Origin of the sequence: Niabella soli DSM 19437 (assembly GCF_000243115.2) — a bacterium.
Lineage (GTDB): Bacteria > Bacteroidota > Bacteroidia > Chitinophagales > Chitinophagaceae > Niabella > Niabella soli.
The window spans coordinates 3,027,468-3,052,712 of the sequence record NZ_CP007035.1; the positions used below are offsets into that span (position 1 = coordinate 3,027,468).

Sequence of the window (25,245 nt, forward strand, 5' to 3'; positions counted from 1 at the left end):
TCAATGTTTAGAATGTAACGTTTAAACCAACCAGGTACTGGCGAGACATTGGGTACATTCCCTCATCTACCCCGGGTGCTGCATAGGTGCCCGGAGCAGACGTAACTTCAGGATCCAGCCCGCTGTATTTGGTAACGGTAAACAGGTTAGTGCCGCTTACATATAACCGCAGGTTTTTGATCTTATCTTTCAGCGCGCCGTTCATTTTGAAGTTATAGCCGAGCTGCGCCAGTTTCAATTTGAGGTAGCTGGCATCCTGCACAAAGTAGCTATTAGACAGCATTTCAATGGAATTACGGCTCCTGTAAGGCGCAGGTATATTGCTATTGGTATTGGTGGGGCTCCAGGCGTTCAGCATCCGGTCGCTCACGGCGCCATCAAACAGGCTCAGGTCGGTATACAAACGCGTCATATCAAAGTTTTGATTACCCTGGGATCCGTTAAAAAACAGGGAAAGATCAAAGTTGCCATAGCTTGCATTAAAATTAACGCCGTAGATAAATTTCGGATGGGGGCTGCCGATATAGGTCATGTCATTATTATTAATTACACCATCTCCGTTAACATCTGCATAATGGAAACCACCCGCGTGCGCTCCCGGCTGTTTTGAGGCATTGGCTTCATCAGCGGTCTGGAACAGCCCCAGCACTTTATAGCCATAGAAGGCGCCAAAGGGAAGCCCGGCCTGGATTACAGAAGGCTGCACAGAGCGGTTGCTAAGCATGAACACTCTTTTTACTCCCGGCGCCAGGGCATCCAGGTTATTTATGTTTCTTGAAAAGTTAACGCCCGCATCCAAATGAAATGGCTTAGCAGTGGAAACACTGTTATAATGGTAATTCAACACAAGTTCAAAGCCCTTGTTGCTCATCTGGCCCAGGTTTACCCAGGGAGATCCCCCTCCGCCAACGGCCTGTGCCGGTAACGCCAACGGATAAAGCAGGTCTTTTGTTTTTTTGTTATACACATCAAAAGATCCATCTATTGTATGATTCAGTAGCGTAAAGTCAAGTCCCAGGTTCAGGGACTGCGCCTGCTCCCATTTAACATTAGGATTGTCATAGGATGATGTCCATACGCCGCTGGCCAAGCTGCTTCCTCCTATGGGATAGTTAGAATAATTGATAGCAGACTGGAAGAATTTCAGGTACTGAAAATCGGGAATATTCTGGTTACCGGTAACCCCCCAGCCCGCACGGAGTTTCAGATCGTTCACCCATGATACACTTTTCATGAATTCTTCATTGGATACCCTCCAGGCCAGGCTCGCAGCAGGAAAGTTACCATACTTATTGCTGGGACCAAAACGGGAGGACCCATCCCGGCGCAGGGTTGCCGAGATCAGGTATTTATCCAGGTACCCGTAATCTACTCTTCCAAAAACAGAATAGAGCGAACTTGGCTGTATGATTGTATTGCCGGCCACAGGGGTCGCGGTTGCCGTGTTCATATAATAATAGTTCATATCCCCCATCAGGAAAAAGCCGGTAGCATTACCGTTCAGTATCCTTGCCTGGGATTTTACTGCTTCTGTACCCGCCAGTACGGTAAGGTCATGTTTCTCAGCAAAACGCTTTTTATAGGTAAGGGTATTGGACCAGGTCCAGTCTGTGTTCCAGCCCATGCTTTCACCAAACGTATGGTTGTTATAGCTTCCCTCCGCACGTTCAGGGTTAGGATAGCCCACTGATCTGCTGTTCCAGCTTTCATATTGGGTTCCGAAAGTGGTTCTCAGGTGCAGGCTCTCCAGGATCTTAAGATCGGCAAAAGCGCTTCCAAAAAACCGGTTGGAAGTGCTTGTATTGTCCTTAGCCCGGTACAATGCGGCCATCGGGTTCTCGGCATTACCCAGCAGGTTACCGCGGCTGCCCGCAAAATTGCCCATAATGTCGTATACCGGTATAATGGATTGAATACGATAGGCCCAGCCGATAGGCGAGCCTTCACCCATATATTGCCCCGCCGTATTTACATTCGTTGAGAACCCCTGGTTCTGCGTACGGGAATACAGGATATTCTCTCCCAATTGCAACCGGTCATTAAATACCGTAAAATTACTGTTGGCACGAACGGTATAACGCTTAAACCCGGTGTACTTTACGGTGCCCTCCTGGTTCATATAGCTTCCACTCACCGCGTAATTGGCTTTGTCTGCCCCGCCGCTCACCGTAAGCTGGTAGTTCTGGATGGGCGCGTTCTGGGTAATGGTCCGGTACCAGTCTGTACCTGCTTTGTTGGCCTGGGTGATCTGGTAAAAAGTAGTTCCATCCATTGTGTAATTATACAATTTGGGATCGGCCTGGGCTGCTGTGATCTTTTGCCCATAAGTTCCCCCCGCCAGCAAATAATCCGGCAATGTAGGCTTATTAGGGTCGCTTCCATAATAATCATTTGTTATGGGCAGCCCTGCGTTCTTGAAGCCGGCGTAAAGGAAATCAGCAAATTGCTGCGGGTTCATATACTTTGGAAACCGCCCCCTGTTGGGGTTCTGGGTACCATAATACATATCCAGGTTCACCCGTGGCGCACCTGATTTTCCTTTTTTTGTAGTAACAATAACTACCCCGTTATTGGCGCGGGAACCATAAATAGAAGCCGCAGACGCATCTTTTAATACCTGCATGCTTTCAATATCAGTAGCATTTAACCAGCTTAGTTTCCCCTGGTAGGGCATTCCATCAATAATGTATAACGGATCATTATTATTAATGGTACTAAAGCCGCGGATCCGGATCTGCGGCGTAGCGCCTGGCGATCCGTCATTCACCACCTGCACACCCGCAGCTTTACCCTGCAGCGCTTCAATAGGGCTGGCCGCCGGCTGCGATTTTAATTCAGACATATCCACCACGGCCACAGAACCCGTCAGGTCCTTTTTCCGGGCCGTTCCATAACCGATCACCACTACATCTGTCAGATCCGACACATCCGATGTTAAGGTTACCGCAATAGTAGCTGCCGCCCCAACTTTTGCTGTTGTAGCTTTAAATCCTACGCTGGAAAGTTCCAGCACATCTCCGGATTTGGCATTGATGGTAAATTTTCCATCCTGGTTAGTAGAAGTACCTGTGGTACCCCCCTTTACAATAACAGACACATTTGGAACCGGGTTGCCTTTGTCATCGGTAACCGTTCCGGTAATTGCTTTGCCCTGGCTATAGCCCTGTAAGGCAAGCCCAAAGCAGAAAAGCAGTAAAAGCAAGGAGAAAGCTTTTGTTCTCTTCATACGACAATTTTAAAGTTAGAAATGCGGTTTGTTTTTTTCGCTAGAAAATGAAGGTAACATTTCATTAACAAAAAACAAATTTTATTATGTTGATCGCACACAATATTTCTTAACCAAGCCCATGGCTGCTTACAGCCGTTATCAGTTGTTATTTTTCGTTCCGGGCCTCAACTTCAACGCCCTCCCGGCCTGTCATCTGCCTATACATCCGTAATCGCTGTTACGGCCGCCGGCATATATTTATCCTGATAAAAACAGTGCGTGGCCTGGCCTGCGGCTCCGCGATACCGCCTGATCGCCGCAGGCGACCTTTTTCATCCTTTACTACCTCTTAATCCCCGTTTATTTCATGGTTTTGCGCCGCCATGGTTTGCACCACACCCTCACGAAAATATCTGCCACGCATTTTGTTTTATTTTAGTAAACTTGCAAAGCACTTCTTCAAAAAGTTATTCTTATTCATGAAAACGTTAATTATCATACGCCATTCCAAAGCCGAAAAAGGATCGGGCAGGGACATAGACCGGCATCTTACGGAAACCGGCCATCGCGACGCAATCCAGGTAGCAGAACTATTAAAATCCAAAGGATATGAGATCGACAAGATCCTGTCGAGCAATTCGGAACGGACGAAACGGACGACCCAGCTTTTCTCAGGGGTATTGGGCATCGACAATGATGCGGTTTTTTTCTTCGAGAGCCTTTACCTGGCGGATGTGCTGGGCATATCAGAAACAATTGAGCTGTATGGCGGATCAAAAGCGAATACCCTGGCGGTTGTGGGCCATAATCCCGGCGTAACGAATTTTGTTACCGATCTTACCCATACGTCGATCGACAATATCCCGACTTCGGGCGTAGCGGTCATGGAAGTTGACCTGGAAGATTGGGCCCAATTGGGAAGCGCGGGTAAGAAGCTGGTAGCTACTTTTTCACCGAAGGATCTTTAGAGTGGATAATGTAAAATATTGAATGTAACATCAACGCCGGATCCCGCATCCGGTAACTGGTATCCAGCAGCACATTAACCATTCACTACCGCCGCTTCATCCTTCCCCCAATCTTTCTTTGCCGCCAGCGTAAACCCAATGGTCGTGCCCACATTTTCCGTGCTGCGTATATGAATGGTTTGCTGATGCGCTTCAATAATATGTTTGCAGATTGCCAATCCCAGCCCACTGCCCGTTACGTCCATACGCCGGCCACATTCCGTGCGGAAAAACCGCTCAAATATTCTTGGCAGGCTTTTCTCTTCGATCCCCACGCCATCGTCACTTATTTCAACAAGGATCCTTTTATCATCTGTTTTGTAAATCCCCGCCTTCACTGATCCGTTGGTTTTCCCGTATTTGATCGCATTCTCAAACAGGTTCAAAACCACCTGCCGGACCCTTTCCTTATCGGCATTAACCGTTATGGGAGCCTCACATCCTTTTTTTATGCTGAAATGAATATTTTTTTGCTCGGCTTTTATAGAAATGCTTTCAAATGTTTCTTTCAGCAGATCCTGGATCACAAAATTGCGTTTTACGATGGTGATCTCGCCCCGTTCCAGACTCGATATTTCATCAAGATCCTGTAGCAGCGTGGTAAGGCGGTCGACATTGACCGCGGTTTTTTCGAGAAATTTCCGGTTGAGGAGCGGGTCGATCATATCCCCTGCCAGCAACGTCTCCACATAGCTTTGTATAGCGAAGACCGGCGTTTTAAATTCGTGCGACAAATTTTGCAGAAATTCCCTCCGGAACTCTTCATTGGCCTGCAGGGTGGCTACTTTCTGCTGATTTTCCTGTGCCCAGTTTTCAACATCCACCGCTACTTCGTCCAAGCTTTTTTTGGGTAAAATGTATTTATAATAGGTTTCCTGCCGGCGCGTTGCCTTGGTTTGATAAATAAATTTATAAATAACTTTGATCTTTCGGTAGATAAACCGTTCCAGCACAATGCTGATCAACAGATACCCCCCGATCAACACGACCAGGAAAGAGATCAGCGCCGCTTTCCATTCATGCTCGATCGCCAGATCAATTAAGCTGATAGGAGCGGCAAGACCCAGCGCGGTAAAGAAAGACAATTTGCGGGGCGAAAGGTTCTTCGGGTCAAACATATTTCACTTTTGTAAGGCAAAAACGAATGATCAAGTTGAAAAGTTTACAAGGGCCTTAGTAACTTTTCAACCTATAAACGTGTCAACTATACCTCAAACTTATAACCTACTCCTTTTACAGTAGTAATACAATCCATCTCCAGTTTCTGGCGTATTTTCCTGATGTGGACGTCGATGGTGCGATCTCCGACAATTACGTCATTGCCCCAGATAGCGTTCAGGATCTCATTCCGCAAAAAAACACGGCCGGGCTTTAACGCCAGCAGGTACAGCAATTCAAATTCTTTTTTCGCCAGGATGATCTCTTTTTCTCCATTTTGAACCACAAACCTTTCAGGATCAATGGTTATAGGACCAGCTTTAATAGATTTAGTATCTTCCTTATGGATTCTACGCAACAGGGCGGCAACCCTGCTCAACAGTACTTTCGGGCTCACCGGTTTGCTTACATAATCATCTGCTCCTGTCTCCAACCCCCTGATCTGGGTAGACTCATCATTAAGGGCCGTCAGAAACATAATAAGCGTTTCTTTAAAAACATCCTGCGTCCTCAATACCTGGCAAACCTGAACGCCGGTTTTTTTGGGCATCATCATATCCAGGATAATCAGGTGAGGTTTTACCTGTTTTGCTTTTTCAATAGCCTCGTCACCGTCCTTTGCTGTTGTTACATTATAACCTTCTTTAATAAGATTATAAGATAATATATCAAGCAAATCCGGCTCATCATCTGCCACTAAAATTTTATAGCCCTGGTTCTCCATTTAACAGAAATTTAAAGCAAACCTAACCGTATTTTTTTATTCTGATACCTTTTTCGCGATCCGATTACACAGAGTTAATAATAAATTAATTTTGATTTGAGCCCGCTTGTGCCATTTAATTAGTTGAATAATTGCCGTTTAAGCTATGATGGTACAAATTTTGCGTAGATTTTAACTTAATATTTATAATCAGGCTGTGTAATTTGAGGTTTATGTATATGAATAAATTTTTGCCGGTTCTCCTGCTGCTGTTATTGTCCCTGCAAGTATCTGCTCAAAGAAGATCTAAACGTAAAAAAAAGAATGTGCCGCAGGTGGTTGCCGTTGTGGATACCATTCCGGCCTATACACCGGCAATGATCCGCCTGAAATTACACGAGAATATTGATGCCGACCAAAAAGCTTTACTCGCCAGCGATGGCAACGCCGACGGTATTTTAAAAGTTGGGGTGGACAGCAAGGTAAACGAAGCCGTTACCAATGCGGCAACCAAACAGGTGAACTGGTTGCAATATCGCCTGGAAACCGATCCCAAACTGGACCAGCGTTTAAAGGCGAATTACCTCTCCGGCATCTCCGAGATCCTTCGGTTTGTAAAAACGGGATGGAAAAGAAATGAAGTGGATGCCGCCTACCTGCCCCAGATCATAACCGCCTATCAGAACTGTATAGAAGCCGACCGGAATAAACAATCCATAGCGCCGGTGATTCGTCCGCTGCCTTACGATGTAGCCTATACAAGCATTTTACCCCGTGTGTTTAAAGATAATCCGGGGTATAAGGAGACCAAAGGACTGGTTTTGGTAAAGCTCAGCCAAAAATATCCCCAGCGGACCTTTGCAGCGTTAAAGGCCGACCCGGAGTCGCCTTATGCGGATAGCCTTATAAGAGTAATGGCGCATAAATATCCCCAGCAGGTATATGATTATGCCCAGGCAAATAATAAACTCAGCTATAAACTCCAGGGAATAGAAGATGATCCGCTGATCACTCATATTGTAGCCATGGCCCGCAGCGACAGTAAAAGCGGACAGTTTTATTTTCCGTTTTTGGACAACATAGTGAAGGGAAAAATCACTACGAAGGACATCGACAATGCCAAAAATGATCCGGTAAAATATTTCCGCCTGCTGGTAAATACCGAGATTGAATATACCACGCGTATGGCCAATGGTGATACGGCCATTGGGTACAAGAGCCTGCTGGCCAAGATGGAGCAAAAAGCGAAAGATGATTTCATCGCACCCATCAACGGACTTCATGAAAGCCCGGACGCCATCCGGTTCAGGGCTATTCAGCCTTTAAGAGCTGAAGATCTTTATTATGTGGCGGTACTCACGGATGGACTGATCTATACCAGCAGCTATACCAACGGCGTGTATCCCCTGATGATGAAAAAAGCCGGCAATAAAGGCGATGAGCTGCTGAAGAAACTAAACTTCGACCACTACCGTAAATTTATTGCCCAGGCCGCTGCCTACAATACATTGAGAAATTTCCTGGGATCCTTTCAAAATCAGGAAGATACAAAGAATCTCATGACCACTTTCGTAAGTAATCTTGAAAAATCGGATGGTCTGGAAGATGGCGTGGATGTGGCAGATTCCTATGCCAGTGTTTATGAAACCCTGCCCGATCTGTCTAAGCAAATGCTGGAAAACGTAAAAAATAACCTGGACCGGAATCAGCATAACCGAAACAAAAAAGGAGTGGCCATCTACAGCATTCTGTACAACCTGTTTCTTTCAGCAGACTCCACCAACCATATTGATCTTACACAGAAATTGCATATACCGCCGGTATACGATGTATCATTTAAAAGCCTGGCGAACGAAAAAGGAGAAGTGGTGTGCCAGGTGTTTTTCTATGGCGATAAAGACGGTCAAACCATTTTTAATGGCTTCCTGGGAATGTTTAATTCCAACTGGAAAATTGACCGCAGCAATAAACAATGGGTAGTCATCCGGTCAGTAAAAGGCAATCCTGTAGCCATCTATGCCAACCGGCCGTTAGATGAAACCAAGGGCGAAGACGACGCCGCCCAGCGGGCATTGAATGCCTACCTGGAAGATCATAATCTTTACCCAACCGTTACCATACATCGCGGCCACAGTTACTGGGCGCCTTCCACCATCGATTATATGTCACCCACTTCAAAACTGGTATTTATGGGCTCCTGTGGCGGCTTTAACCTGATCGACTCTATTCTGCGGAAATCGCAGGATGCACATATCATCGCTTCCAAGCAAATTGGTAAAACGGCCATCAACAAGCCCTTCTTCCTTTTATTAACCGAAAAATTACGGACCGGAAAAGATATTGAATGGATCCCCTTTTGGAAGGAATTTAAAAAAGCTGCCAATGTACCTGGTTTTGAAGACTATATTCCTCCCTATAAAAATTTAGGCGCCATTTTTATTAAAGCCTATAAAAAAGAAACCGGGCAAACCGATGTGTAATCTTTTGCGTCTTGGTTTTGTTAAAAGATAGCAGCAGCCTGTTTTTGCACAAAAAAGGGCCTAGTTTTGCGCATCGAAGCATTTAAGAATCGTATTTTATGAAAAGATCGGCATTAGTTTTTGGATTGGCAATCGCATCCGTAACCCAGGTATTTTCCCAATCAGAAAATTCCGCTGTACCGGACTATACAGTTCCTGTTACCCGGCAGTTATTACACGACAAAATCAACAAACAACAAACGTTATTATTAGGCAGCGACGGCAAAGCCGATAACAGTTTTGTAATTGACAATAATGAAAGTGCCAGCAGGGTAGCCACCAGCGCTATCACTTCGAAAGTGGACTGGCTGGAGTATGAAATAGAATCCAACGCCAAGATCGATAATCGCATGAAAGCCGGCTATCTTGCCGGTATTGTGGATATTCTGAGCCACATGCGCACCGGGTGGCTTAAAAAAGAAGTAAACCCCACGCATTTTGACCAGATCATCGCCTTGTATAAAAAGCTGATCGAGGCGAACCAGGAGAAAGGCTCCCTGATCCCCTATATTTCTTATTTCCCTTACGATATTGCCTATACGGCAACGCTGCCCCGGATCCTGGAGGAAAACCCGTCGTACAAGGAGATCAAAGACATCGTATTATTAAAATATTGCCGGCAATATCCCAGCAAAACCTTTCAGAAGCTGGTAAGTTATCCTGATGCGCCTGCAGCCGACAGCCTGATTAAAGCCGTTGGACGACAATACCCGGAGCAATTATATTCCTATGCTCAGGGTTACGACAAACTGGCCAACAAAATACGCAGCATCAAAAATGATGATTTTGTAAAAACGGTGGTTGATCTTTCGCAGCAAAAAAGCGGGCAAATGTATTTTCCCTTCCTGGATAATTTGGTAAAGGGAAAAATATCCATTGCCCAACTGGATGCCGCTAAAGATGATCGCTACAAATACTACCGTCTTTTGGTAAATACCCAGCTCGATTATGTGCAGCGGGCCCTGAACGGGGATACCGCCATCGGGTTCCGGGAACTGACCAACCGGTTGGAGAAAAAGGCTTCTGATGATTTTATTATGGAGATCAACGGGCTGCATGAATCGCCGGATGCCGTGCGGTTTAAATGTATTCAGCCGCTGAACGCCCAGGAGCTTTATTACCTGGCCGTACTTACGGATGGATTGATCTATACCAGCAGCTACACGCATGGCGTGTACCCGTTAATGATGAAAAAGATCAACGACCGGGGTGATTCCCTGCTGCTGTCGGTTCATTTTGATCACTATCGTAAATTCATCAGCCAGGCGGCTGCCTACAATACCTTAAAGAACTTTTTCACCACTTTTAAAAGCGAAAACGACGCCCGGGACCTGATGACGGCATTTGTAAGCAGCCTGGAAAAATCAAAAGGCCTGGAAGACGGGGTGGATGTGGCGGATTCCTATGCCAGCGTATATGAAACCCTCCCCGACCTTGCGGGACAGATGTTACGCAACATCCGCAGAGGATTGGATGCCAATCGAAGTTCACGTAACAAACGGGGTGTTGCTATTTACAACATATTGTATAAGTTGTTCCTCTCTGCCGATTCCTCCAATAATATTAACCTTACCAAGGAGCTTGGCATTCCCCCCGTTTATACCGTGCCGTTTAAAAACCTCACAAACGAGAAGGGAGAGGTAATTTCACAAATGTTTTTTTACGGGGATGAGGACGGACAAATGGACTTTGATATTTTCGTTCGCACCTTTAGCGCCGATCCCAACTGGAAAGTGGACCAAAGCAACAGCAACTTTATTGTAGCCAAATCAGTTAAAGGCGCGCCGGTTTATGTATATGTTAACCGCCCCCTTCCTAAGGTTGAGGATGGAGACAGTAAGGCGCAAAACGCCATGGAACAATACATGGAGGATCATAATCTTTCGCCTACCATCACGTTTCACCGGGGGCACAGTTACCATGCGCCTACAAGCGTCGGGTATATTACACCCACTTCCCGCATTGTATTTATGGGGTCCTGCGGCGGATTTAACCTGATTGATTCTATTCTGAAAAAATCAAGCGACGCGCATATTATCACGTCCAAGCAAACAGGGTACAGAGACATTAACCTGCCGTTTATACGTATATTATTAGAAACATTACGGGATCAGCACGATATTGACTGGATGCCCTTCTGGAAAGAATTCAGGGAAAAAGCCCACGTAACAGGGTTAGAAGACTATATTCCTCCCTATAAAAACCTGGGCGCCCTCTTCATTAAAGCCTATAAAAAAGAAATGGGAGAGGATGATCTGTAGTCTAACATAAAAGTCACTGAGGCACAGCATCACGAAAATTTTTCAGAGGGTTCTGTGCCTCAGTGGCCATATCCTTAATTCCTCAATGATTTAGCCACCTTTTACTGCTTCCACAACTGAACGCCGCCATCTATCCCGTCTTCATTAGTAACGATGCTCATAGTGGCATCCAGTTCAAAGGTTATTTTCTTTGCGTTTCCGCCACCAATAAATAAATGATCATAGTTAAACGTGGTTTTCAGAATCTTCAGGATCTTTTCCAGGCGTTTATTCCAATCTTTTTTCCCCAGGGCATCATAGGCTTTTTGGCCGATACAGTGGTCATAGGTCTTACTATCAAAACAGGGATGTTGCCCTATTTCCAGGTGAGGCAATAGTTTTCCGTTCAGAAAAAAAGCCGTTCCAAAACCGGTGCCCAGGGTGATCATCATTTCGAACCCATTCTCTTTTATACAACCCAGGCCCAGCATATCAGCATCATTCACCACCCGTGCCGGTTTGCCCAGCGCTTTTGTAAGCAAGGTAGCCAGGTCCACCTTATCCCAGTATTTTGAGCCAAGATTAGGCGCAGTATGAACAATATTATCCCGTACATACCCAGGAAACCCGGCAGCGATCCTGTCGTAGGTAAATCCCTTTACTAATTCCTTTATCGTTTGTATAAGATTTTGCGGCGTAGCCGGGTCCGGCGTGGGGAGTTTTATATAGTCGTGCACCAATTGCCCCTTTTCGTTCAATGTGCTCGCCTTTACTTTGGAACCGCCAATATCAATTGCTAAGGTAATTGCTCCCATTTCTGCTGTTTTGAGCGAAAAGATACGCAAGATTCTATGCCCTTTAAAAAAAATTGTGCGGATAATTACGCATAGATTTTAGAACCGTTGCCTATACGAGTAAACCACGAACCGAAAACCGCCACGAATTCCATCGTTCTGCATTGCAGGCATTAAAAAATTAACAGGCAGACAACAGAACCATTTTATGCGTCCGCCCTGCTCCTTTTTGACCTTTCATCTTTCACTATTCACGGGAATAACTATCTTGCAGGTTCATGACCGAGGCAAAAAAAACTTTTTTCGATATTTCCAAGTTAAGACGCATTTTCCACTATGCAGCTCCCTACAGGAAAAAATTCTATTTGTCGGTCGCCCTGGCTATTCTGCTGGCCCTCATCACGCCCCTCCGCCCCTTGCTGATTCAACTGACCGTTGATAAATATATAGCTCATTCCATTCCCCGTATGGTAGTAGCCATCACCCTTATTCAGGGAATCATCATTCTGATAGAAACGGCCATGCGTTTTTCTTTTTCTTTTACCACCGCCTGGCTGGGGCAGGCCGTGGTAAAAGATATACGCGATGGTGTTTATAAAAAAATACTGAACCTGAACCTCAGGCAATTTGACCGTACCCCCATCGGAACACTTACCACCCGGACCATTAACGATATTGAATCCATAAATGATATTTTTTCTGACGGACTGATCCCTATTGTTGCCGACCTGCTTTCCATACTTTGTGTGCTGGTTTACATGTTTTGGGTCGATTGGCAACTGACGTTGATAGCCCTGATCCCCTTCCCGATCATGATCATCGCCACCTATTATTTCAAAGAGAGTATTAACAGGTCTTTTTTTAAAGTACGTAATGCTGTAGCCGCACTAAATGCTTTTGTACAGGAGCATTTATCGGGCATGAGCGTGGTGCAGGCCTTTCATTCTGAAGGACGGGAGTTTAATAAATTCAATGCCATCAACAGACAGCACCGCGACGCCAATATCAGATCTATTTTTGCCTACTCTGTTTTTTTTCCTGTAATTGAAGTAGTGCTGGCCCTTTCCATCGGGCTGGTGATCTGGTACACGGCGGGCAAAGCGCTGGACCTGAAGCAGGAACAGCAGGGTGTCATCGTGTCCTTTATCCTTTGTTTGAACTTATTGTTCCGCCCCCTGCGAATGCTGGCTGATAAATTCAATACCGTGCAAATGGGCATAATAGCCAGTGACCGCGTCTTTTCTGTTCTGGATAATACCGATGTAACGTTGCCGCCCGCCGGCGGATATGCAGCTCCCCGCCACCGGGTGAACGGCGCTATTGGTTTTGAAAAGGTATGGTTTGCTTATGTAAATGAGAATTGGGTATTGAAGGACATTAGTTTTCTTATTGAGCCGGGTGAAACCGTTGCCATTGTAGGCCACACCGGAAGCGGCAAAACCACCATTACCAATTTATTGAATCGCTTTTACACCATTCAACAAGGGATCATAAAAATTGATGACCGTGATATCATGCGCTTATCTCCGGAATACCTCAGAAAAAATATTGGTGTGGTGTTACAGGATGTTTTTTTATTCTCCGGATCTGTTTTAGATAATATTACCCTGCGCAATCCGGCCATTTCCAGAGAGCAGGTAGTGGCTGCCGCCAAAATGATTGATATGCACGATTTTATTATGCGGTTACCCGGCGGCTATGATTATAATGTAAAAGAACGGGGCGCCACCTTATCATTAGGACAGCGACAGTTACTGTCGTTTATTCGCGCGCTTTTATACGATCCTTCTATCCTTATCCTGGACGAGGCCACCTCTTCTATTGATACCGAAAGCGAATTGCTCATTCAAAAAGCAACCGAAACATTGGTGAGTGGCCGCACGTCTATTGTTATTGCACACCGGCTGAGTACCATCCGCAAAGCGGATAAAATAATAGTGCTGGATAAAGGCATATTGGTGGAAATGGGCACCCATGAAGCGTTGATGGAGAAAAATGGGTTCTACGCGCGGTTGCACCGGATGCAGTTTCAACACCAGGAAGCTTAAACTAACTTTGTTACAATTCTTATGTACTTGCCATCCCTTTTAAAAAATTATTTTTTTACAGGCAACCCATTTAAGAATCTTCTTGTATATATATACATAAACCTTTTCGTAACCTTATAAATATTGTTTGTCAGTATTGCACAAGACCGGGTATAGCCTGTCAGAGATCATAGGTGGCTGTAAGTTGGGGAACCCCACCTGGCAGAAGGCGCTGTATGAACAATATTACGGGTTCGCCCTTGCCGTTTGTCTGCGTTATGCAGTATCAGAGCAAGTGGCCTTGGAGATTGCAAACGACGGGTTTGTAAAGGTATTCAGGGGAATGCGGGAGTTCAATGAACCGGCGGATGCGTTACAGCTATCAAAAACGTTTATGTCGTGGTTTAAAAAAATAATGATCAATACCAGCATCAACTATACTAAGTCTGCTTTAAGCAAAGAAAGTGCCCGCTTAAAAAGTGGCAGTCCGGAAGATCTTGAAGCAGACACGCGCGAATCTGCGTTCGACGAGTTGGCGTACAGAGACCTGGTGCGGCTGATACAACAGCTAAGCCCGGCCTATAGAAATACCTTTAGCCTGTATGTTATTGAAGGCTATACGCATGATCAGATAGCAAGCATTCTTGGAATATCTGTTGGGGCTTCAAAATCAAATTTACTTAAAGCACGAAAAAACTTAAGAGCGTTATTGGATAAACTTAAATGAGCAAATTCACAAATATGAGTGATGAAGAGTTGGATAAACTCTTTCGCGATGCGGCGGATCGTTTTCAACCACCCGATGCCCCGGAAGGCGCCTGGGAGGATTTTTACAAAACAAAGCTCCTTAGGGAGGGGCAGCAGCCGGCAGCGGCGGGCATCCCATGGAGGAAAAAGCTACTGGCTTTTCTGATCCCCGCACCCTCCTGGCAATTTGCTGCATCCTGCTTGTTTGTTGTTTTAGCGGCCTGGTTTTTTCTGAACAAAGAAAAGCCAACCGGATCTGTGGCAGCTATTCAAACTGAAAACAGGCCTGCCAGGGTTACAGGTACTGATACCACTGATCAATCGAATAAAAAGGAGCATAATAATACAACAACTGAAACCGCTGGCGCTAACAATGCACTTATAATGCCGCAGCGTCAGCCGGAAGAAGTCATCAGCGCACCCGTTCGCGAAGAACCGGTTAGCGGGTTAATCACAAACACAGCGCCGCTGAAGTTTTCGCCCGGGGCAAATGGTTTCGTTAAAAAAGATTCCGTGCTGCCCAGGCAGCCGCAACAAGGGATACTTTCATTAAGAGGGAACCCGGAGGAAAAGGATAATAAACCTGTTTATCATATAAATCCGCAATGGGAGCCGCAAACCGAAACGGCCGGCAACAGCCGCAGTCCGGGTTTCAAATGGCAGATCGGCGTACAGGGCGGTTCCAACCTGGGTATGGTTAAGGGCGATGTATCTAAAAAACCGGGAGTGAATGCTGGAGTTGTTGTACAAAGAAAATTAGGAACCTCCAGGTTTTCACTGGAATCGGGGGTTATGTATGAATCGATGACATATGCGGTAAATAACGAGGATTTTACGCCTAACGGGTACCCCGTATCTACAAAAGTGTCCAATATTGAAGGCTCCTGTTCTATGATCGATGTTCCGGTAAATGTGCGGTACGATGTGATATCCTCTAAAAAGAACAAGGCATTTGTAAGCACAGGTGTGTCGCCTACTATGATCGTAAAACAAAGCTACGTGTACGACTATGATAAAGGAGACGGGCCGGCCCGGATCGACAGGGACGTTTCGGGAAAAGGGAATAGTGTTTATGCTGTAGCCAATCTGTCAATAGGATATGAGCAAAAGTGGAATCACATTTCTGTTCAGGTAGCCCCTTATGTCAAAATTCCAATGGGCGAAATCGGTTATGGCAATTTAAGTCTGGGCGGCATTGGCACCCAGATATCGATAAAAAAAGATTTGTAGCCAGTCATTGATCCGTATCTATTAATTCTAAAATAACAGTATTATGAAACAGGTAAAAAAAACCTTCGCGTTTTTTGGTGTGCTACTTTTTGCCCTGACTGTACTATCGAGGTGCTCAGGAAAAAAAGATAGTGTCAGCACCAACCCTCCGGGAGGTGGAACCGACTGCTCCACCATACAGGCAAAATTCGCCGCCAATGTGTACCCCATCATCCAGCAGTCCTGCCAGCTATCGGGTTGCCACAATAACACGGACAGGGCCGGAGGCCATGCCTGGACTTCCTACGCTGAAATATCGGCGAGCGCTTCGCTCATAAACTCCGATGTACAGTCTGGTAAAATGCCCAAAACAGGCTCCCTCACTGCTGCACAAAAAAGTATTATTAATTGCTGGGTGAATTCAGGGGCTTTAAATAATTAGAAAATGAAACGCCGGATAAAAATCCTGTTGCTTGTAATAATAGCAATGGCAGGTGTATTGTATGGACTATACTGGTACTACAAGAAACCGGAAGATATAAGAAGCGCGGTTCCACAGTTGGAAAGTACCGCCGCGGGGATCATAGCAGACTTTAATAATGACGAACAGGTGGCCACGAAAAAATATGTAGACAAGGTTATTTTAATCAATGGTAAGGTTACCGATATAAAAGTTGAACAGAATGGGACTGCTACTGTTTTCCTGGACGGCAATGACCCCCTGGCTTCTGTTACCTGCAGCTTTTATAACAACGAAGCCGGCAATTTAAAAACGATAAAGCCCGGCGCTATGGTAAAGATCAAGGGCGTTTGCACCGGCAAGCTTATGGATGTCGTATTCAATAAATGTAGTATTGTTCCCTAACAAAATAATTTTAAAATGAAAACCGGACTATTCATCATCAGTTTTTTGCTGTTGAGTGTTGCAGCATTTTCACAAAAATACTTTACTAAAAATGGTACCGTTTCTTTCCAGGCCGGCACCGCCCTGGAAGATATCGATGCTACTAATAAATCGGCCGCCAGTGTTTTGGATGCAGCCACCGGTCAAATTGAATTTGCTGTTTTGATAAAGGGTTTTGAATTCCGGCGGGCCCTGATGCAGGAACATTTCAATGAGAATTATATGGAAAGCAATAAGTATCCCAAGGCCGTTTTCAAAGGGAAAATAACCAACCTGCAAAGCATTTCCTTTCAAAAACCCGGTTCCTATCCGGCAGCGGTATCCGGCGTCCTGGAAATACACGGCGTAAAAAAACAGGTAACAGCAAACGGCACCCTGAAAGTATCGGGAACTTCAGTTCAGTCACTGGCGAAGTTCTCCGTTAATATCAATGACTATAACATTGCCATTCCCGGTATTGTAAGAGATAAGATTGCCCAGACGGCGGTAGTTACGGTAAACTGTTCCTATACCCCTTTACATTAATCCATTTACTAATTTCTTAAACCTTTACGAATGAAATATTTAATCACCGCCAGCCTGCTCTTTGCCATTACACACCTGCAGGCACAGGATAACGACCCGATGCAGCACTTGCTGGATTCGGCCAGCACGCCTCAAAAAGAATATGTTACCGGCGCCTTTAAATCAAGCCGGGTCATCAATGATCACTCGATGGAATTCATCGGCAAGCATGTACTGGATGTAAGGATCCTGCACCGTTTTGGAAGAGTCAACGATGGAATTAATGAATTCTTTGGCCTCGACCAGGCCAGCATGCGCCTGGGGTTCGATTATGGCCTGGGCAAAAATCTTACGATCGGTGTGGGCCGCAGCACTGCCGAAAAAGAACTGGACGGTTTTATTAAATACCGCCCCATTCAGCAGGCTGTGGGCGGAAAAGGCGCTTCCCCCGTTTCAGTGGTGTTGGTGACCGGCGCCGCATTGACCACCATACAGTTTCCGTCTGATGCAAAATATACTTCCACCACGGATCGTATGGCTTATTATAATGAGGTTATCGTAGGCCGGAAATTCAGTGAAGCGTTCAGTTTACAAGTATCTCCTATATATGTGCACCGCAACCGGGTGCCCGACCAGGCGGATTTTAATGATACCTATGCTGTGGGGATCGGCTCAAGATTAAAACTTTCCAAACGGGTAGCTTTTGTTGCTGATTATTGCTATGTGGTAAGCGGGCTAAACAAAGATGTCTACAAAAATCCGCTTTCGGTGGGTTTTGACATTGAAACCGGGGGCCACGTATTTCAGTTGCATTTCACCAACTCTACGGGGATGAACGAAAAAGCATTTATTACCAATACTACGGATAGCTGGGGAAAAGGAGATATACGATTTGGCTTTAACCTTTCACGGGTCTTCACCATTGGTGGTAAAAAGAAAAAAACTGCTCCCGAGGCGTGATCCCTGAACCGGGTAATAAATCTCAACTAACAAATAAAATATAAATATGAAATCGCATTTTTTAACTCAACAATTAAGCGGCAAAACAGGCGCCGTCCTGTTTATTGCGCTGGCTGCTACAGCCTTCATTTTTTCCGGTTGCAGCGCCGATAATGCCTACCAGGCCCCCGCACAAATGGAAATCCAATTACAAACAAGTGCTACCCTGGGCAGTTATCTTACCGACAAAGATGGCAGAACCCTTTACTATTTTGCAAACGATTCAGCTACGGTAAATACCTGTACCAGCGCCGCCTGTATGGGAAAATGGCCCGTATTTTACAGTGAGAAGCTAAGTGCTTCCACGACGGGTAGCGGACTTACCTTTTCCGATTTCGGCGTAATAACCACCGCCGGCGGCGCTAAACAAAGTACCTATATGGGCCGGCCATTATATTACTATGCACCGGCGGGTGATGGGGTGCGGGAAGCCGTTGGCGCTACCAGCGGGGAAAAGGTGGGTAATGTATGGTTCGTGGCAAAACCCGACTATACGATTATGATCACCAACGCACAGTTAGTAGGCGCTAATGGTAAAAATTACACGTTCACGATCACCTCCCCAACCCCTACTTATGTGGAAGGCAATGGAAAATCGGCTTATTTTACTGATGCCCATGGCGTGGCATTGTATATTTTTAAGCCCGACAAACAAAACACGAATACTTTTACAAAACCCGATTTGTCTAATAACGCGGTATGGCCGGTTTACGAGATGGATAAAATTGTGGTGCCGTCTCTGCTGGACAAATCACTATTCGGGGTTATTACGGTTTATGGCAAAAAGCAAATGACTTATAAAGGATGGCCCTTATATTATTTCGGGCAGGATGCCATGACGATGGGCCTCACCAAAGGGGTATCGGTGCCCAGCCCGGGTGTATGGCCGGTTGCGACCAAGGACCTGGTGCCGGCAACCCCTTAACCGGACTAAGGATAGGTTCGATAGGTTTATAGAAAAGCCGTCTTCTAAAAAAATTGAGGGCGGCTTTATTGTTGCATTAGTGAATTGCATACCAAGGAGCCGTAAAGACCATAATATGTTATTTTGCAATGTATTACAACTTACTGCCTCAACGCCTTTTCGGCCAAAAAATATTTTTATTTTCTTTGAAGACTGCTTAATAGTGGCTGGTTTTAGATTTATGTATATGCCCTACTACAATACATTGCTGACCCCAAAATATTTAGTAAATTGTATCGTCATGGCAGACGAAAAAAAATATACCAAAAATGACAACCCCTTACCCCTGTTACAGGAGCCGGGTGCTGTTATGAAAACTTTTTCCAGCCAGGAAGAGGCAGAACTGTACCGTTTAAAAAGAAATCTTGCCCGTACGGATATGGAACGTTTCCAGGTAATGTGCCGTTTGATCCGGGTTGGCAAAATGCTTTCAAGGCCGTTAACCGGCCCAAGGACCAGATCGATGTTATAGAACTGGAGCGGATCAAAAAAATCCTGGAAGATCAGGCTGAAAAACTGTAAATTCCCTCTATAAATTCCCTTTTTTATCAGTTTCAGCCTTATCTTTGCCGCAAATTTCAGAGCAGTATGGGTTTTAAATGGTTCAAATCCTTTATGGTAGCGGCTTTAGGCCTGTTTTTGGTATCTTCAGTTCAGGTTGTAGCTGCACAAGAGGACGCGCACGCCGACACTACTGCCAAAGAAGAGAAATTTAATCCGGGCGAGGCTATTTTACACCACATTGCCGATAGCCACGAGTTTCATTTTTTCACCCTGAAAAACGACGATGGCACACAAACCCACGGCGCTTTACCGCTGCCGGTGTTTTTATATTCTCCTCAAAGAGGCTTTTCGGCCTTTATGTCTTCTAACTTCCACCACGGCGAAGAAGCTTACAACGGTTACAAACTGGAGCATGATAAAGTAGTTGCAGTAGATGCCAGCGGAAACCCGGACGAATCGGTAAAAGTGTACGATTTTTCCATCACCAAGAACGTAGCACAGATGCTTATCGCCCTGGTAATATTGGTATGGCTGATGACCAGCATGGCAAAGAAATATAAAAGCGGCCAAGGCGTTACATCCGCACCCAAAGGGCTACAAAACGCCATTGAGCCGGTAATTACTTTTGTAAGAGACGATATCGCTAAGCCCAACCTGGGACCTAAATACCAGAAATTCCTGCCTTATTTATTAACCATTTTCTTTTTTATACTCATCAACGCAATACTGGGTATGTTCCCGGGCTCGGCGAACGTAACGGGCAATATTGCCTTTACCGCTGTGTTGGGTCTTATTGCCTTTATTGTAATCATATTTAATACGAACGGTCATTATTGGCAGCATATTTTCTGGTTCCCTGGTGTTCCCCTTCCTGTTAAAATATTAATGATCCCTGTGGAGCTGATGGGAGTATTCACCAAGCCCTTCGCATTGATTGTCCGTTTGTTTGCAAACATGACCGCCGGTCATATTGTAATTCTCAGCTTTATCAGTCTTATTTTTATCTTCTCCGAAATGTCGAAAGTGGCCGGGGTGGCTTTTACACCGGTGTCCATCGCCTTTGCGGTATTCATTTATTTAATTGAAATATTGGTAGCCTTTATCCAGGCGTATATTTTTGCAAATCTGACAGCGATATTCATTGGCGAAGCCATTGGTGATCATCATTTTGAGGAAGATGTGCAACCCCATCATTAATAACGTTTTTTATTTTTAATCAATATAAAATCAGAGTCATGAGTTTAATGAACACTTTGTTGGAAGTAAGCGGAAGCTGGTCTCACTTTGGTGGCGCCGTAGGTGCCGGCCTTGCTGCGATTGGTGCCGGTATCGGTATCGGTCAAATTGGTAAAGGAGCAACCGAAGGTATCGCTCGTCAGCCGGAAGCTGCTAACGACATTCGTGGTGCTATGATCTTATCTGCAGCCTTGATTGAGGGTGTTGCCCTGTTTGCGGTAATCGCAGGCTTATTGGCTGTGTTGAAGTAATAGCTTCACCAAAACAATTTACTGCATCTAAAGCAAAGGGCGGCGGATGCAGTATTTTTCGGTTTTTAGTTTACATGTTTAAAAGTTAACCAGTTAGCAGGTTTGGTCTTGTTAACTTAGCAACTTATCAACCTTTCAACTTTATAAAAATGGGATTACTTACTCCTGATCTGGGTTATTTCTTCTGGATTTTCGTAGCTTTTGTTGTGGTATTTTTAGTGCTTAAAAAATTCGCCTGGAAACCCATCATCAAATCATTAAACGAGCGCGAGCAAACCATTGCGGGTGCCATCGCTTCTGCTGAAAAAGTAAAGGCAGAAATGGCGCAGTTGCAAAGCGAGAATGAATCCTTGCTTGCCAAAGCGCGTGAAGAGCGTTCCCAACTGCTGAAGGAAGCACGCGAAACCAAGGACAAGATCGTTAATGAAGCAAAAGAACAGGCAAAAACAGAAGCCAGTAAGATCATTGCCGATGCACAGCAGGCCATCAACGCTCAAAAAATGGCGGCCCTTACCGAAGTGAAAAATGAAGTGGGCAAAATGGTGATCGAAGTAAGCGAAAAAGTGCTACGTCAGCAATTGAGCGGAGAAGCCAAACAAGAAGCGTACATCAATGGCCTCGTTGACTCGGTTAAGCTGAACTAATCCTGTCGGAACCGTTTTACATTTTACATTTTACATTCGTTATTCTACATTTAAGATATGCCAAATCCCCGTTTAGCCTCCCGATATGCAAAAGCCTTGTTAGACCTGTCGAAAGAAAAGGATCAGGTGCCCCAGGTATTTGCTGATGTACAGTGGTTGCAAGCTGTATGCAAGGGGAGCAAAGATTTTGTAGACCTGCTGCGCAGTCCCATTATTAAGGCTGATAAAAAGAAAAGCATTGTGAGTGCCATTGCAGGGAATAATATTGGTGCCATCACCAAAGGATTTGCCGATCTGCTGATTGCAAAGAACAGGGAAGCTATTCTGCCTGAAATTCTTTCGGCATTCGTCGATCAATATAAAATACTGAATAATATTCACACGGTAAAGCTGACCACTGCAGTACCGATAAGCGACGAGGTAAAAAACAATATCATTAACCAGGTGAAAAAAGCCAGCGGTGAACAGAATATTGAACTGGAAGCTTCGGTAAACCCGGATATCATTGGTGGTTTTGTTTTGGAAATGGGCGATAAAATGGTGGACGCCAGCGTTAGCTATGACCTCAAGGCTATCGCAAAGCAATTCAGGAACAACGATTTTATCTACAAAGTACGTTAAACTTTATTATAATAAATTGGAGAAGCCTGTTCCAAAAGAACGGGCTTTTTTATTGTCTGCCGGTAAGGCGTTGAGACGGCATATAAAACATTTCCGCATTTTCCGCTGTGCGAGGCTTGCAGCCTCGCACTTTTATTCTATCGCTTTGAGCGATGAAAAATATTATTGTAAGATTTCCAAATGCTCAATCCGTTCCTCCGGTAGCAGCAGATGCGTTTGAATACCCAATTCTTTTGCAGCCGGAAAATTGGTGTAGCTGTCGTCAATAAACAAAGTTTCATTTGCCGCAATACCTGCGTCATTCAATACAAATTCATAGGTTTCCTTATCGGGTTTGCGTAAATGTATTTCGTGCGAAAGCCAGGTTTTGGTAAAAAAGGATTCCAGCGAGGGGTAGCCGGTCTCTTCCCGCAATGTTTCCGAAAAATGATCGTAATGTATTTTGTTCGTATTGCTCAGTAAGAACAACCGGTGCTTTTTTGCCAGGGGAACTAAAAAATCAAGGCTATGCTTACGGTAATCCAGCAACATCGCGTTCCAGGCAAATTCCAGGTCATTATCGGGAATATTTTTTTTTAGCAGCATCCGTAATCCATCATAAAATTCTCCGGGGGTGATCAATCCCTTTTCAATTTTTCGGAACAAAGGATCAGCAGTGTACTGCGAAAATTGCTTTTCGAAATCAGCAAAGCCCAGGTCTTCAAAGGCACGGAAGGTGCGGTTAAAATCGAGGTTCAGTAATACCCCGCCAAAATCGAAGATTACATTCTTAATCATAGATACAAAGATAGACGGGAGGAAATGTAAAATAAGAAATACCGAATAATAAATGTAAAACGGCAGTCCGCCATGACCTACAGACTATGAACCATTGGCCCATTCTCATATTTCCAAATTTTCACATTTCCAAATTTTCATATTCCCACATTTCCACATTATCCCATTAAATTTGCCGGCAAATAAATCAACAATAGATGGCTACAACGAAGATTACAGTAAACAATAATGGCTCATTAAGAATTGACGGCGATTTTGAAATCGTGGATAAAGAAGGCAACCCTTACGACCTGGGCGGCAGAACAGTAGTGTCGCTTTGCCGCTGTGGCAAATCTATCAATAAACCTTTTTGCGACGGCAGTCATAAAGGGCATTTTGAACATGAGGCAGTAGCTTTTGCCCTTCCTCCTAAAAAGACGGTCTAAACAAACGCTGCGGCGTAATTTTGCAATATGTACACATTAAAAAAGTCGCTGGGCCAGCATTTTTTAAAAGATGAAAACATCTGCCGGAAAATTGTTGACGCGGTACAGGCTGAGCATCCCGCTCAATTACTGGAAGTAGGTCCCGGCGGCGGCGCCATTACCAAATACCTGATTGCTTTAAACGGCGTGGACTTTAAAGCTATTGAGGTGGATGCAGAAAAAGTACAATACCTTACCGCTACTTACCCCGCGTTACAGGGAAAGATCATTCATAAAAGCATACTGGATGCCACAGCGCCCTTTACCGGCGGCTTTCATATTGTAGGAAATTTCCCCTACAATATCTCCACCCAGATTCTTTTTAAAATACTGGACTGGAAAGAGCAGGTACCCGTGATCACGGGCATGTTTCAGAAGGAAGTAGCACAGCGGATTGCCGCCACGCCCGGTTCAAAAACCTACGGCGTCACCAGCGTGCTGATGCAGGCATTCTATGATGTAGCTTACCTGTTCGATGTAAGTGAGCAATCCTTTAACCCGCCACCCAAAGTAAAAAGCGGGGTCATCCGGTTAAGAAGGCGGGAAACAACAGAACCCATGAAAACGGCAAAGGCATTTACCCTGCTGGTAAAAACGGCTTTTAACCAAAGAAGAAAAACGTTGCGCAATGCGGTACGGTCATTATTTACGGAAGAAATACTGAAAGACGCTATTTTTACCAAACGCGCAGAACAATTATCGGTTGCTGATTTTGCACAGCTGAGCTTTAAAATGAATTAACGGCTTATAAACAAAAGAAACCAATGAAGGAAAAAGTAATCATTACCGGCAATGCCCACCCTTTTTTAGAAAAAACACTTGCAGAAAAAGGATATGATGTACGCTACCAGCCCCTTATTACTTATGAGGAGCTGACGAACGAAATAGCAGATTGCACCGGCCTGGTACTGACCACACGTATTACAGTAGACAAAAAACTGATCGACGCCGCTCCCCAGTTAAAATGGATCGGCCGCCTGGGCAGCGGACTGGAACTGATCGATATTCCCTACGCAGAGAGTAAAAATATCCTTTGTGTCAGCAGCCCGGAAGGCAACCGGAACGCCGTAGCGGAGCACAGCCTGGGCATGCTGCTGATGCTGCTGAATAAAATGAATACCGCCCCGGCAGAAGTGCACGATTTTATCTGGAAGCGCAATGAGAACCGAGGAACGGAACTTTCCGGCAAAACAGTAGGCATCGTCGGTTTTGGAAATACGGGCGGCGCTTTTGCCAAACTATTGCAGTCATTTGATGTGACTGTTTTAGCCTACGATAAATACAAAAACGATTTCGGGCAGGGCTATATCAAAGAAGCCTCATTGGAACAGGTTTGCAGGTATGCCGAAGTCATTAGTTTTAACGTACCGCTGACGGCGGATACCAAAGGTATGTTGACACTGGACCTGATGAAAAGCATGCAGCAACAACCCATCATCATAAATGCCAGCCGTGGAAAAGTTATTCATCTGCCCACCTTAATAGAAGGGCTTAAAAAAGGATATATCTCCGGTGCCTGTCTGGATGTATTGGAAAACGAGAAGCTGGACACTTACACCGCGGCCGAAAAAGAGCAGTTACAATGGCTTACTAATCAACCCAATGTAGTTATTACACCTCATATTGCCGGGTATAGCCATGAGGCCTTTTTAAGAATGCCTACGGTTATGTTAAAAAAGTTGGGTATCACCGCCCCATAAGGTTTTTTCAGTATATTTGTGAGAATAGTAAAAGGCAACGTCTCAGTTAATACTGGGGCGTTGTT

The 25,245-nt window shown here is 45.0% G+C and carries 24 protein-coding genes; 19 read left to right on the top strand and 5 right to left on the bottom strand.

What is annotated here, in order from left to right; translation table 11 throughout:
* Positions 1 to 7: 7 nt before the first annotated feature.
* Positions 8 to 3,226 carry a SusC/RagA family TonB-linked outer membrane protein gene (locus tag NIASO_RS12935; protein ID WP_008586450.1) on the bottom strand — a complete coding sequence of 1,073 codons (3,219 nt, stop codon included), beginning with the start codon at positions 3,224 to 3,226 and terminating at the stop codon, positions 8 to 10.
* Positions 3,227 to 3,687: 461 nt separating this feature from the next.
* Here NIASO_RS12935 and NIASO_RS12945 point away from each other — a divergent pair, with 461 nt between their 5' ends.
* On the top strand, positions 3,688 to 4,176 hold the full coding sequence (locus NIASO_RS12945; RefSeq protein ID WP_008586451.1) for a SixA phosphatase family protein: 489 nt from the start codon (positions 3,688 to 3,690) through the stop codon (positions 4,174 to 4,176).
* Positions 4,177 to 4,250: 74 nt separating this feature from the next.
* Here NIASO_RS12945 and NIASO_RS12950 read toward each other — a convergent pair whose 3' ends face one another.
* Both NIASO_RS12950 and NIASO_RS12955 read right to left on the bottom strand, forming a co-directional pair.
* A complete protein-coding gene (locus NIASO_RS12950) occupies positions 4,251 to 5,333 on the bottom strand; it encodes a sensor histidine kinase (RefSeq protein ID WP_008586452.1) in 1,083 nt (360 codons plus the stop codon).
* Between the two features lie 86 nt (positions 5,334 to 5,419).
* A complete protein-coding gene (locus NIASO_RS12955) occupies positions 5,420 to 6,097 on the bottom strand; it encodes a response regulator (RefSeq protein ID WP_008586453.1) in 678 nt (225 codons plus the stop codon).
* A 218-nt stretch (positions 6,098 to 6,315) separates the two neighbouring features.
* On the opposite strand from NIASO_RS12955, the gene NIASO_RS12960 reads away from it, so the two are divergent.
* Positions 6,316 to 8,556, top strand: a complete 2,241-nt coding sequence (locus NIASO_RS12960) for a hypothetical protein (protein ID WP_245605181.1) — start codon at positions 6,316 to 6,318, stop codon at positions 8,554 to 8,556.
* A 98-nt stretch (positions 8,557 to 8,654) separates the two neighbouring features.
* Positions 8,655 to 10,856, top strand: a complete 2,202-nt coding sequence (locus NIASO_RS12965) for a hypothetical protein (protein ID WP_008586456.1) — start codon at positions 8,655 to 8,657, stop codon at positions 10,854 to 10,856.
* Positions 10,857 to 10,957: 101 nt separating this feature from the next.
* Here NIASO_RS12965 and NIASO_RS12970 read toward each other — a convergent pair whose 3' ends face one another.
* Positions 10,958 to 11,650: an ROK family protein gene (locus tag NIASO_RS12970; protein WP_044046323.1), complete on the bottom strand. Its 693-nt coding sequence runs from the start codon at positions 11,648 to 11,650 to the stop codon at positions 10,958 to 10,960.
* A gap of 257 nt (positions 11,651 to 11,907) precedes the next feature.
* Here NIASO_RS12970 and NIASO_RS12975 point away from each other — a divergent pair, with 257 nt between their 5' ends.
* From NIASO_RS12975 to atpH, 13 genes are all read left to right on the top strand, one after another.
* Positions 11,908 to 13,677: an ABC transporter ATP-binding protein gene (locus NIASO_RS12975; protein ID WP_008586459.1), complete on the top strand. Its 1,770-nt coding sequence runs from the start codon at positions 11,908 to 11,910 to the stop codon at positions 13,675 to 13,677.
* Positions 13,678 to 13,804: 127 nt separating this feature from the next.
* The gene (locus tag NIASO_RS12980; protein ID WP_008586462.1) at positions 13,805 to 14,383 is read left to right on the top strand and encodes an RNA polymerase sigma factor; all 579 of its coding nucleotides are present in this window, start codon (positions 13,805 to 13,807) and stop codon (positions 14,381 to 14,383) included.
* The gene (locus tag NIASO_RS12985) at positions 14,380 to 15,633 is read left to right on the top strand and encodes a porin family protein (protein ID WP_008586463.1); all 1,254 of its coding nucleotides are present in this window, start codon (positions 14,380 to 14,382) and stop codon (positions 15,631 to 15,633) included. Before NIASO_RS12980 ends, NIASO_RS12985 begins: the two co-directional genes overlap by 4 nt.
* A 43-nt stretch (positions 15,634 to 15,676) precedes the next feature.
* The gene (locus NIASO_RS12990; RefSeq protein ID WP_008586465.1) at positions 15,677 to 16,054 is read left to right on the top strand and encodes a hypothetical protein; all 378 of its coding nucleotides are present in this window, start codon (positions 15,677 to 15,679) and stop codon (positions 16,052 to 16,054) included.
* A 3-nt stretch (positions 16,055 to 16,057) separates the two neighbouring features.
* Positions 16,058 to 16,477: an OB-fold protein gene (locus NIASO_RS12995; RefSeq protein WP_008586468.1), complete on the top strand. Its 420-nt coding sequence runs from the start codon at positions 16,058 to 16,060 to the stop codon at positions 16,475 to 16,477.
* A 15-nt stretch (positions 16,478 to 16,492) separates the two neighbouring features.
* Positions 16,493 to 17,041, top strand: a complete 549-nt coding sequence (locus NIASO_RS13000) for a YceI family protein (RefSeq protein ID WP_008586470.1) — start codon at positions 16,493 to 16,495, stop codon at positions 17,039 to 17,041.
* A gap of 30 nt (positions 17,042 to 17,071) precedes the next feature.
* Positions 17,072 to 17,980 carry a DUF5777 family beta-barrel protein gene (locus tag NIASO_RS13005; RefSeq protein WP_008586472.1) on the top strand — a complete coding sequence of 303 codons (909 nt, stop codon included), beginning with the start codon at positions 17,072 to 17,074 and terminating at the stop codon, positions 17,978 to 17,980.
* Between the two features lie 46 nt (positions 17,981 to 18,026).
* Complete coding sequence (locus NIASO_RS13010; protein WP_008586474.1) at positions 18,027 to 18,944, top strand: COG4315 family predicted lipoprotein; 918 nt, start codon at positions 18,027 to 18,029, stop codon at positions 18,942 to 18,944.
* 280 nt (positions 18,945 to 19,224) lie between these two features.
* Complete coding sequence (locus NIASO_RS20225; RefSeq protein ID WP_008586476.1) at positions 19,225 to 19,455, top strand: hypothetical protein; 231 nt, start codon at positions 19,225 to 19,227, stop codon at positions 19,453 to 19,455.
* Positions 19,456 to 19,571: 116 nt separating this feature from the next.
* Positions 19,572 to 20,684, top strand: a complete 1,113-nt coding sequence (gene atpB / locus NIASO_RS13020; protein ID WP_025298955.1) for a F0F1 ATP synthase subunit A — start codon at positions 19,572 to 19,574, stop codon at positions 20,682 to 20,684.
* Positions 20,685 to 20,722: 38 nt separating this feature from the next.
* Positions 20,723 to 20,974 (top strand): ATP synthase F0 subunit C, encoded by a 252-nt coding sequence (atpE, locus tag NIASO_RS13025; RefSeq protein ID WP_008586479.1) that lies wholly within the window; start codon positions 20,723 to 20,725, stop codon positions 20,972 to 20,974.
* A gap of 149 nt (positions 20,975 to 21,123) precedes the next feature.
* Positions 21,124 to 21,618: a F0F1 ATP synthase subunit B gene (gene atpF / locus NIASO_RS13030; protein WP_008586480.1), complete on the top strand. Its 495-nt coding sequence runs from the start codon at positions 21,124 to 21,126 to the stop codon at positions 21,616 to 21,618.
* A gap of 57 nt (positions 21,619 to 21,675) precedes the next feature.
* Complete coding sequence (atpH, locus tag NIASO_RS13035) at positions 21,676 to 22,239, top strand: ATP synthase F1 subunit delta (RefSeq protein WP_008586482.1); 564 nt, start codon at positions 21,676 to 21,678, stop codon at positions 22,237 to 22,239.
* 162 nt (positions 22,240 to 22,401) lie between these two features.
* Here atpH and NIASO_RS13040 read toward each other — a convergent pair whose 3' ends face one another.
* Positions 22,402 to 23,016: an HAD family hydrolase gene (locus tag NIASO_RS13040; protein ID WP_008586484.1), complete on the bottom strand. Its 615-nt coding sequence runs from the start codon at positions 23,014 to 23,016 to the stop codon at positions 22,402 to 22,404.
* Between the two features lie 197 nt (positions 23,017 to 23,213).
* Here NIASO_RS13040 and NIASO_RS13045 point away from each other — a divergent pair, with 197 nt between their 5' ends.
* The 3 genes from NIASO_RS13045 to NIASO_RS13055 are packed head-to-tail and all read left to right on the top strand — an operon-like array spanning position 23,214 to position 25,180.
* Positions 23,214 to 23,441 carry a CDGSH iron-sulfur domain-containing protein gene (locus tag NIASO_RS13045; protein ID WP_008586486.1) on the top strand — a complete coding sequence of 76 codons (228 nt, stop codon included), beginning with the start codon at positions 23,214 to 23,216 and terminating at the stop codon, positions 23,439 to 23,441.
* Between the two features lie 27 nt (positions 23,442 to 23,468).
* Positions 23,469 to 24,221, top strand: coding sequence for a 16S rRNA (adenine(1518)-N(6)/adenine(1519)-N(6))-dimethyltransferase RsmA (rsmA, locus tag NIASO_RS13050; RefSeq protein WP_008586488.1), 753 nt, complete (start codon positions 23,469 to 23,471; stop codon positions 24,219 to 24,221).
* A 23-nt stretch (positions 24,222 to 24,244) separates the two neighbouring features.
* Positions 24,245 to 25,180 (top strand): NAD(P)-dependent oxidoreductase, encoded by a 936-nt coding sequence (locus NIASO_RS13055; RefSeq protein WP_008586490.1) that lies wholly within the window; start codon positions 24,245 to 24,247, stop codon positions 25,178 to 25,180.
* The last annotated feature ends 65 nt before the right edge of the window (positions 25,181 to 25,245 follow it).

Bases quoted from the DNA above. Each gene is read 5' to 3' on its own strand.
- NIASO_RS12935 (WP_008586450.1), bottom strand. From the start codon at position 3,226: ATGAAGAGAACAAAAGCTTTCTCCTTGCTTTTACTGCTTTTCTGCTTT.
- NIASO_RS12950 (WP_008586452.1), bottom strand. From the start codon at position 5,333: ATGTTTGACCCGAAGAACCTTTCGCCCCGCAAATTGTCTTTCTTTACC.
- NIASO_RS12945 (WP_008586451.1), top strand. From the start codon at position 3,688: ATGAAAACGTTAATTATCATACGCCATTCCAAAGCCGAAAAAGGATCG.
- NIASO_RS13045 (WP_008586486.1), top strand. From the start codon at position 23,214: ATGGCTACAACGAAGATTACAGTAAACAATAATGGCTCATTAAGAATT.
- atpF (WP_008586480.1), top strand. From the start codon at position 21,124: ATGGGATTACTTACTCCTGATCTGGGTTATTTCTTCTGGATTTTCGTA.
- NIASO_RS20225 (WP_008586476.1), top strand. From the start codon at position 19,225: ATGGCAGACGAAAAAAAATATACCAAAAATGACAACCCCTTACCCCTG.
- atpB (WP_025298955.1), top strand. From the start codon at position 19,572: ATGGGTTTTAAATGGTTCAAATCCTTTATGGTAGCGGCTTTAGGCCTG.
- atpE (WP_008586479.1), top strand. From the start codon at position 20,723: ATGAGTTTAATGAACACTTTGTTGGAAGTAAGCGGAAGCTGGTCTCAC.
- NIASO_RS12975 (WP_008586459.1), top strand. From the start codon at position 11,908: ATGACCGAGGCAAAAAAAACTTTTTTCGATATTTCCAAGTTAAGACGC.
- rsmA (WP_008586488.1), top strand. From the start codon at position 23,469: ATGTACACATTAAAAAAGTCGCTGGGCCAGCATTTTTTAAAAGATGAA.
- NIASO_RS12965 (WP_008586456.1), top strand. From the start codon at position 8,655: ATGAAAAGATCGGCATTAGTTTTTGGATTGGCAATCGCATCCGTAACC.
- NIASO_RS12990 (WP_008586465.1), top strand. From the start codon at position 15,677: ATGAAACAGGTAAAAAAAACCTTCGCGTTTTTTGGTGTGCTACTTTTT.
- NIASO_RS12970 (WP_044046323.1), bottom strand. From the start codon at position 11,650: ATGGGAGCAATTACCTTAGCAATTGATATTGGCGGTTCCAAAGTAAAG.
- NIASO_RS13040 (WP_008586484.1), bottom strand. From the start codon at position 23,016: ATGATTAAGAATGTAATCTTCGATTTTGGCGGGGTATTACTGAACCTC.
- NIASO_RS12960 (WP_245605181.1), top strand. From the start codon at position 6,316: ATGAATAAATTTTTGCCGGTTCTCCTGCTGCTGTTATTGTCCCTGCAA.
- NIASO_RS12985 (WP_008586463.1), top strand. From the start codon at position 14,380: ATGAGCAAATTCACAAATATGAGTGATGAAGAGTTGGATAAACTCTTT.
- NIASO_RS13055 (WP_008586490.1), top strand. From the start codon at position 24,245: ATGAAGGAAAAAGTAATCATTACCGGCAATGCCCACCCTTTTTTAGAA.
- atpH (WP_008586482.1), top strand. From the start codon at position 21,676: ATGCCAAATCCCCGTTTAGCCTCCCGATATGCAAAAGCCTTGTTAGAC.
- NIASO_RS12955 (WP_008586453.1), bottom strand. From the start codon at position 6,097: ATGGAGAACCAGGGCTATAAAATTTTAGTGGCAGATGATGAGCCGGAT.
- NIASO_RS12995 (WP_008586468.1), top strand. From the start codon at position 16,058: ATGAAACGCCGGATAAAAATCCTGTTGCTTGTAATAATAGCAATGGCA.
- NIASO_RS13000 (WP_008586470.1), top strand. From the start codon at position 16,493: ATGAAAACCGGACTATTCATCATCAGTTTTTTGCTGTTGAGTGTTGCA.
- NIASO_RS13010 (WP_008586474.1), top strand. From the start codon at position 18,027: ATGAAATCGCATTTTTTAACTCAACAATTAAGCGGCAAAACAGGCGCC.
- NIASO_RS13005 (WP_008586472.1), top strand. From the start codon at position 17,072: ATGAAATATTTAATCACCGCCAGCCTGCTCTTTGCCATTACACACCTG.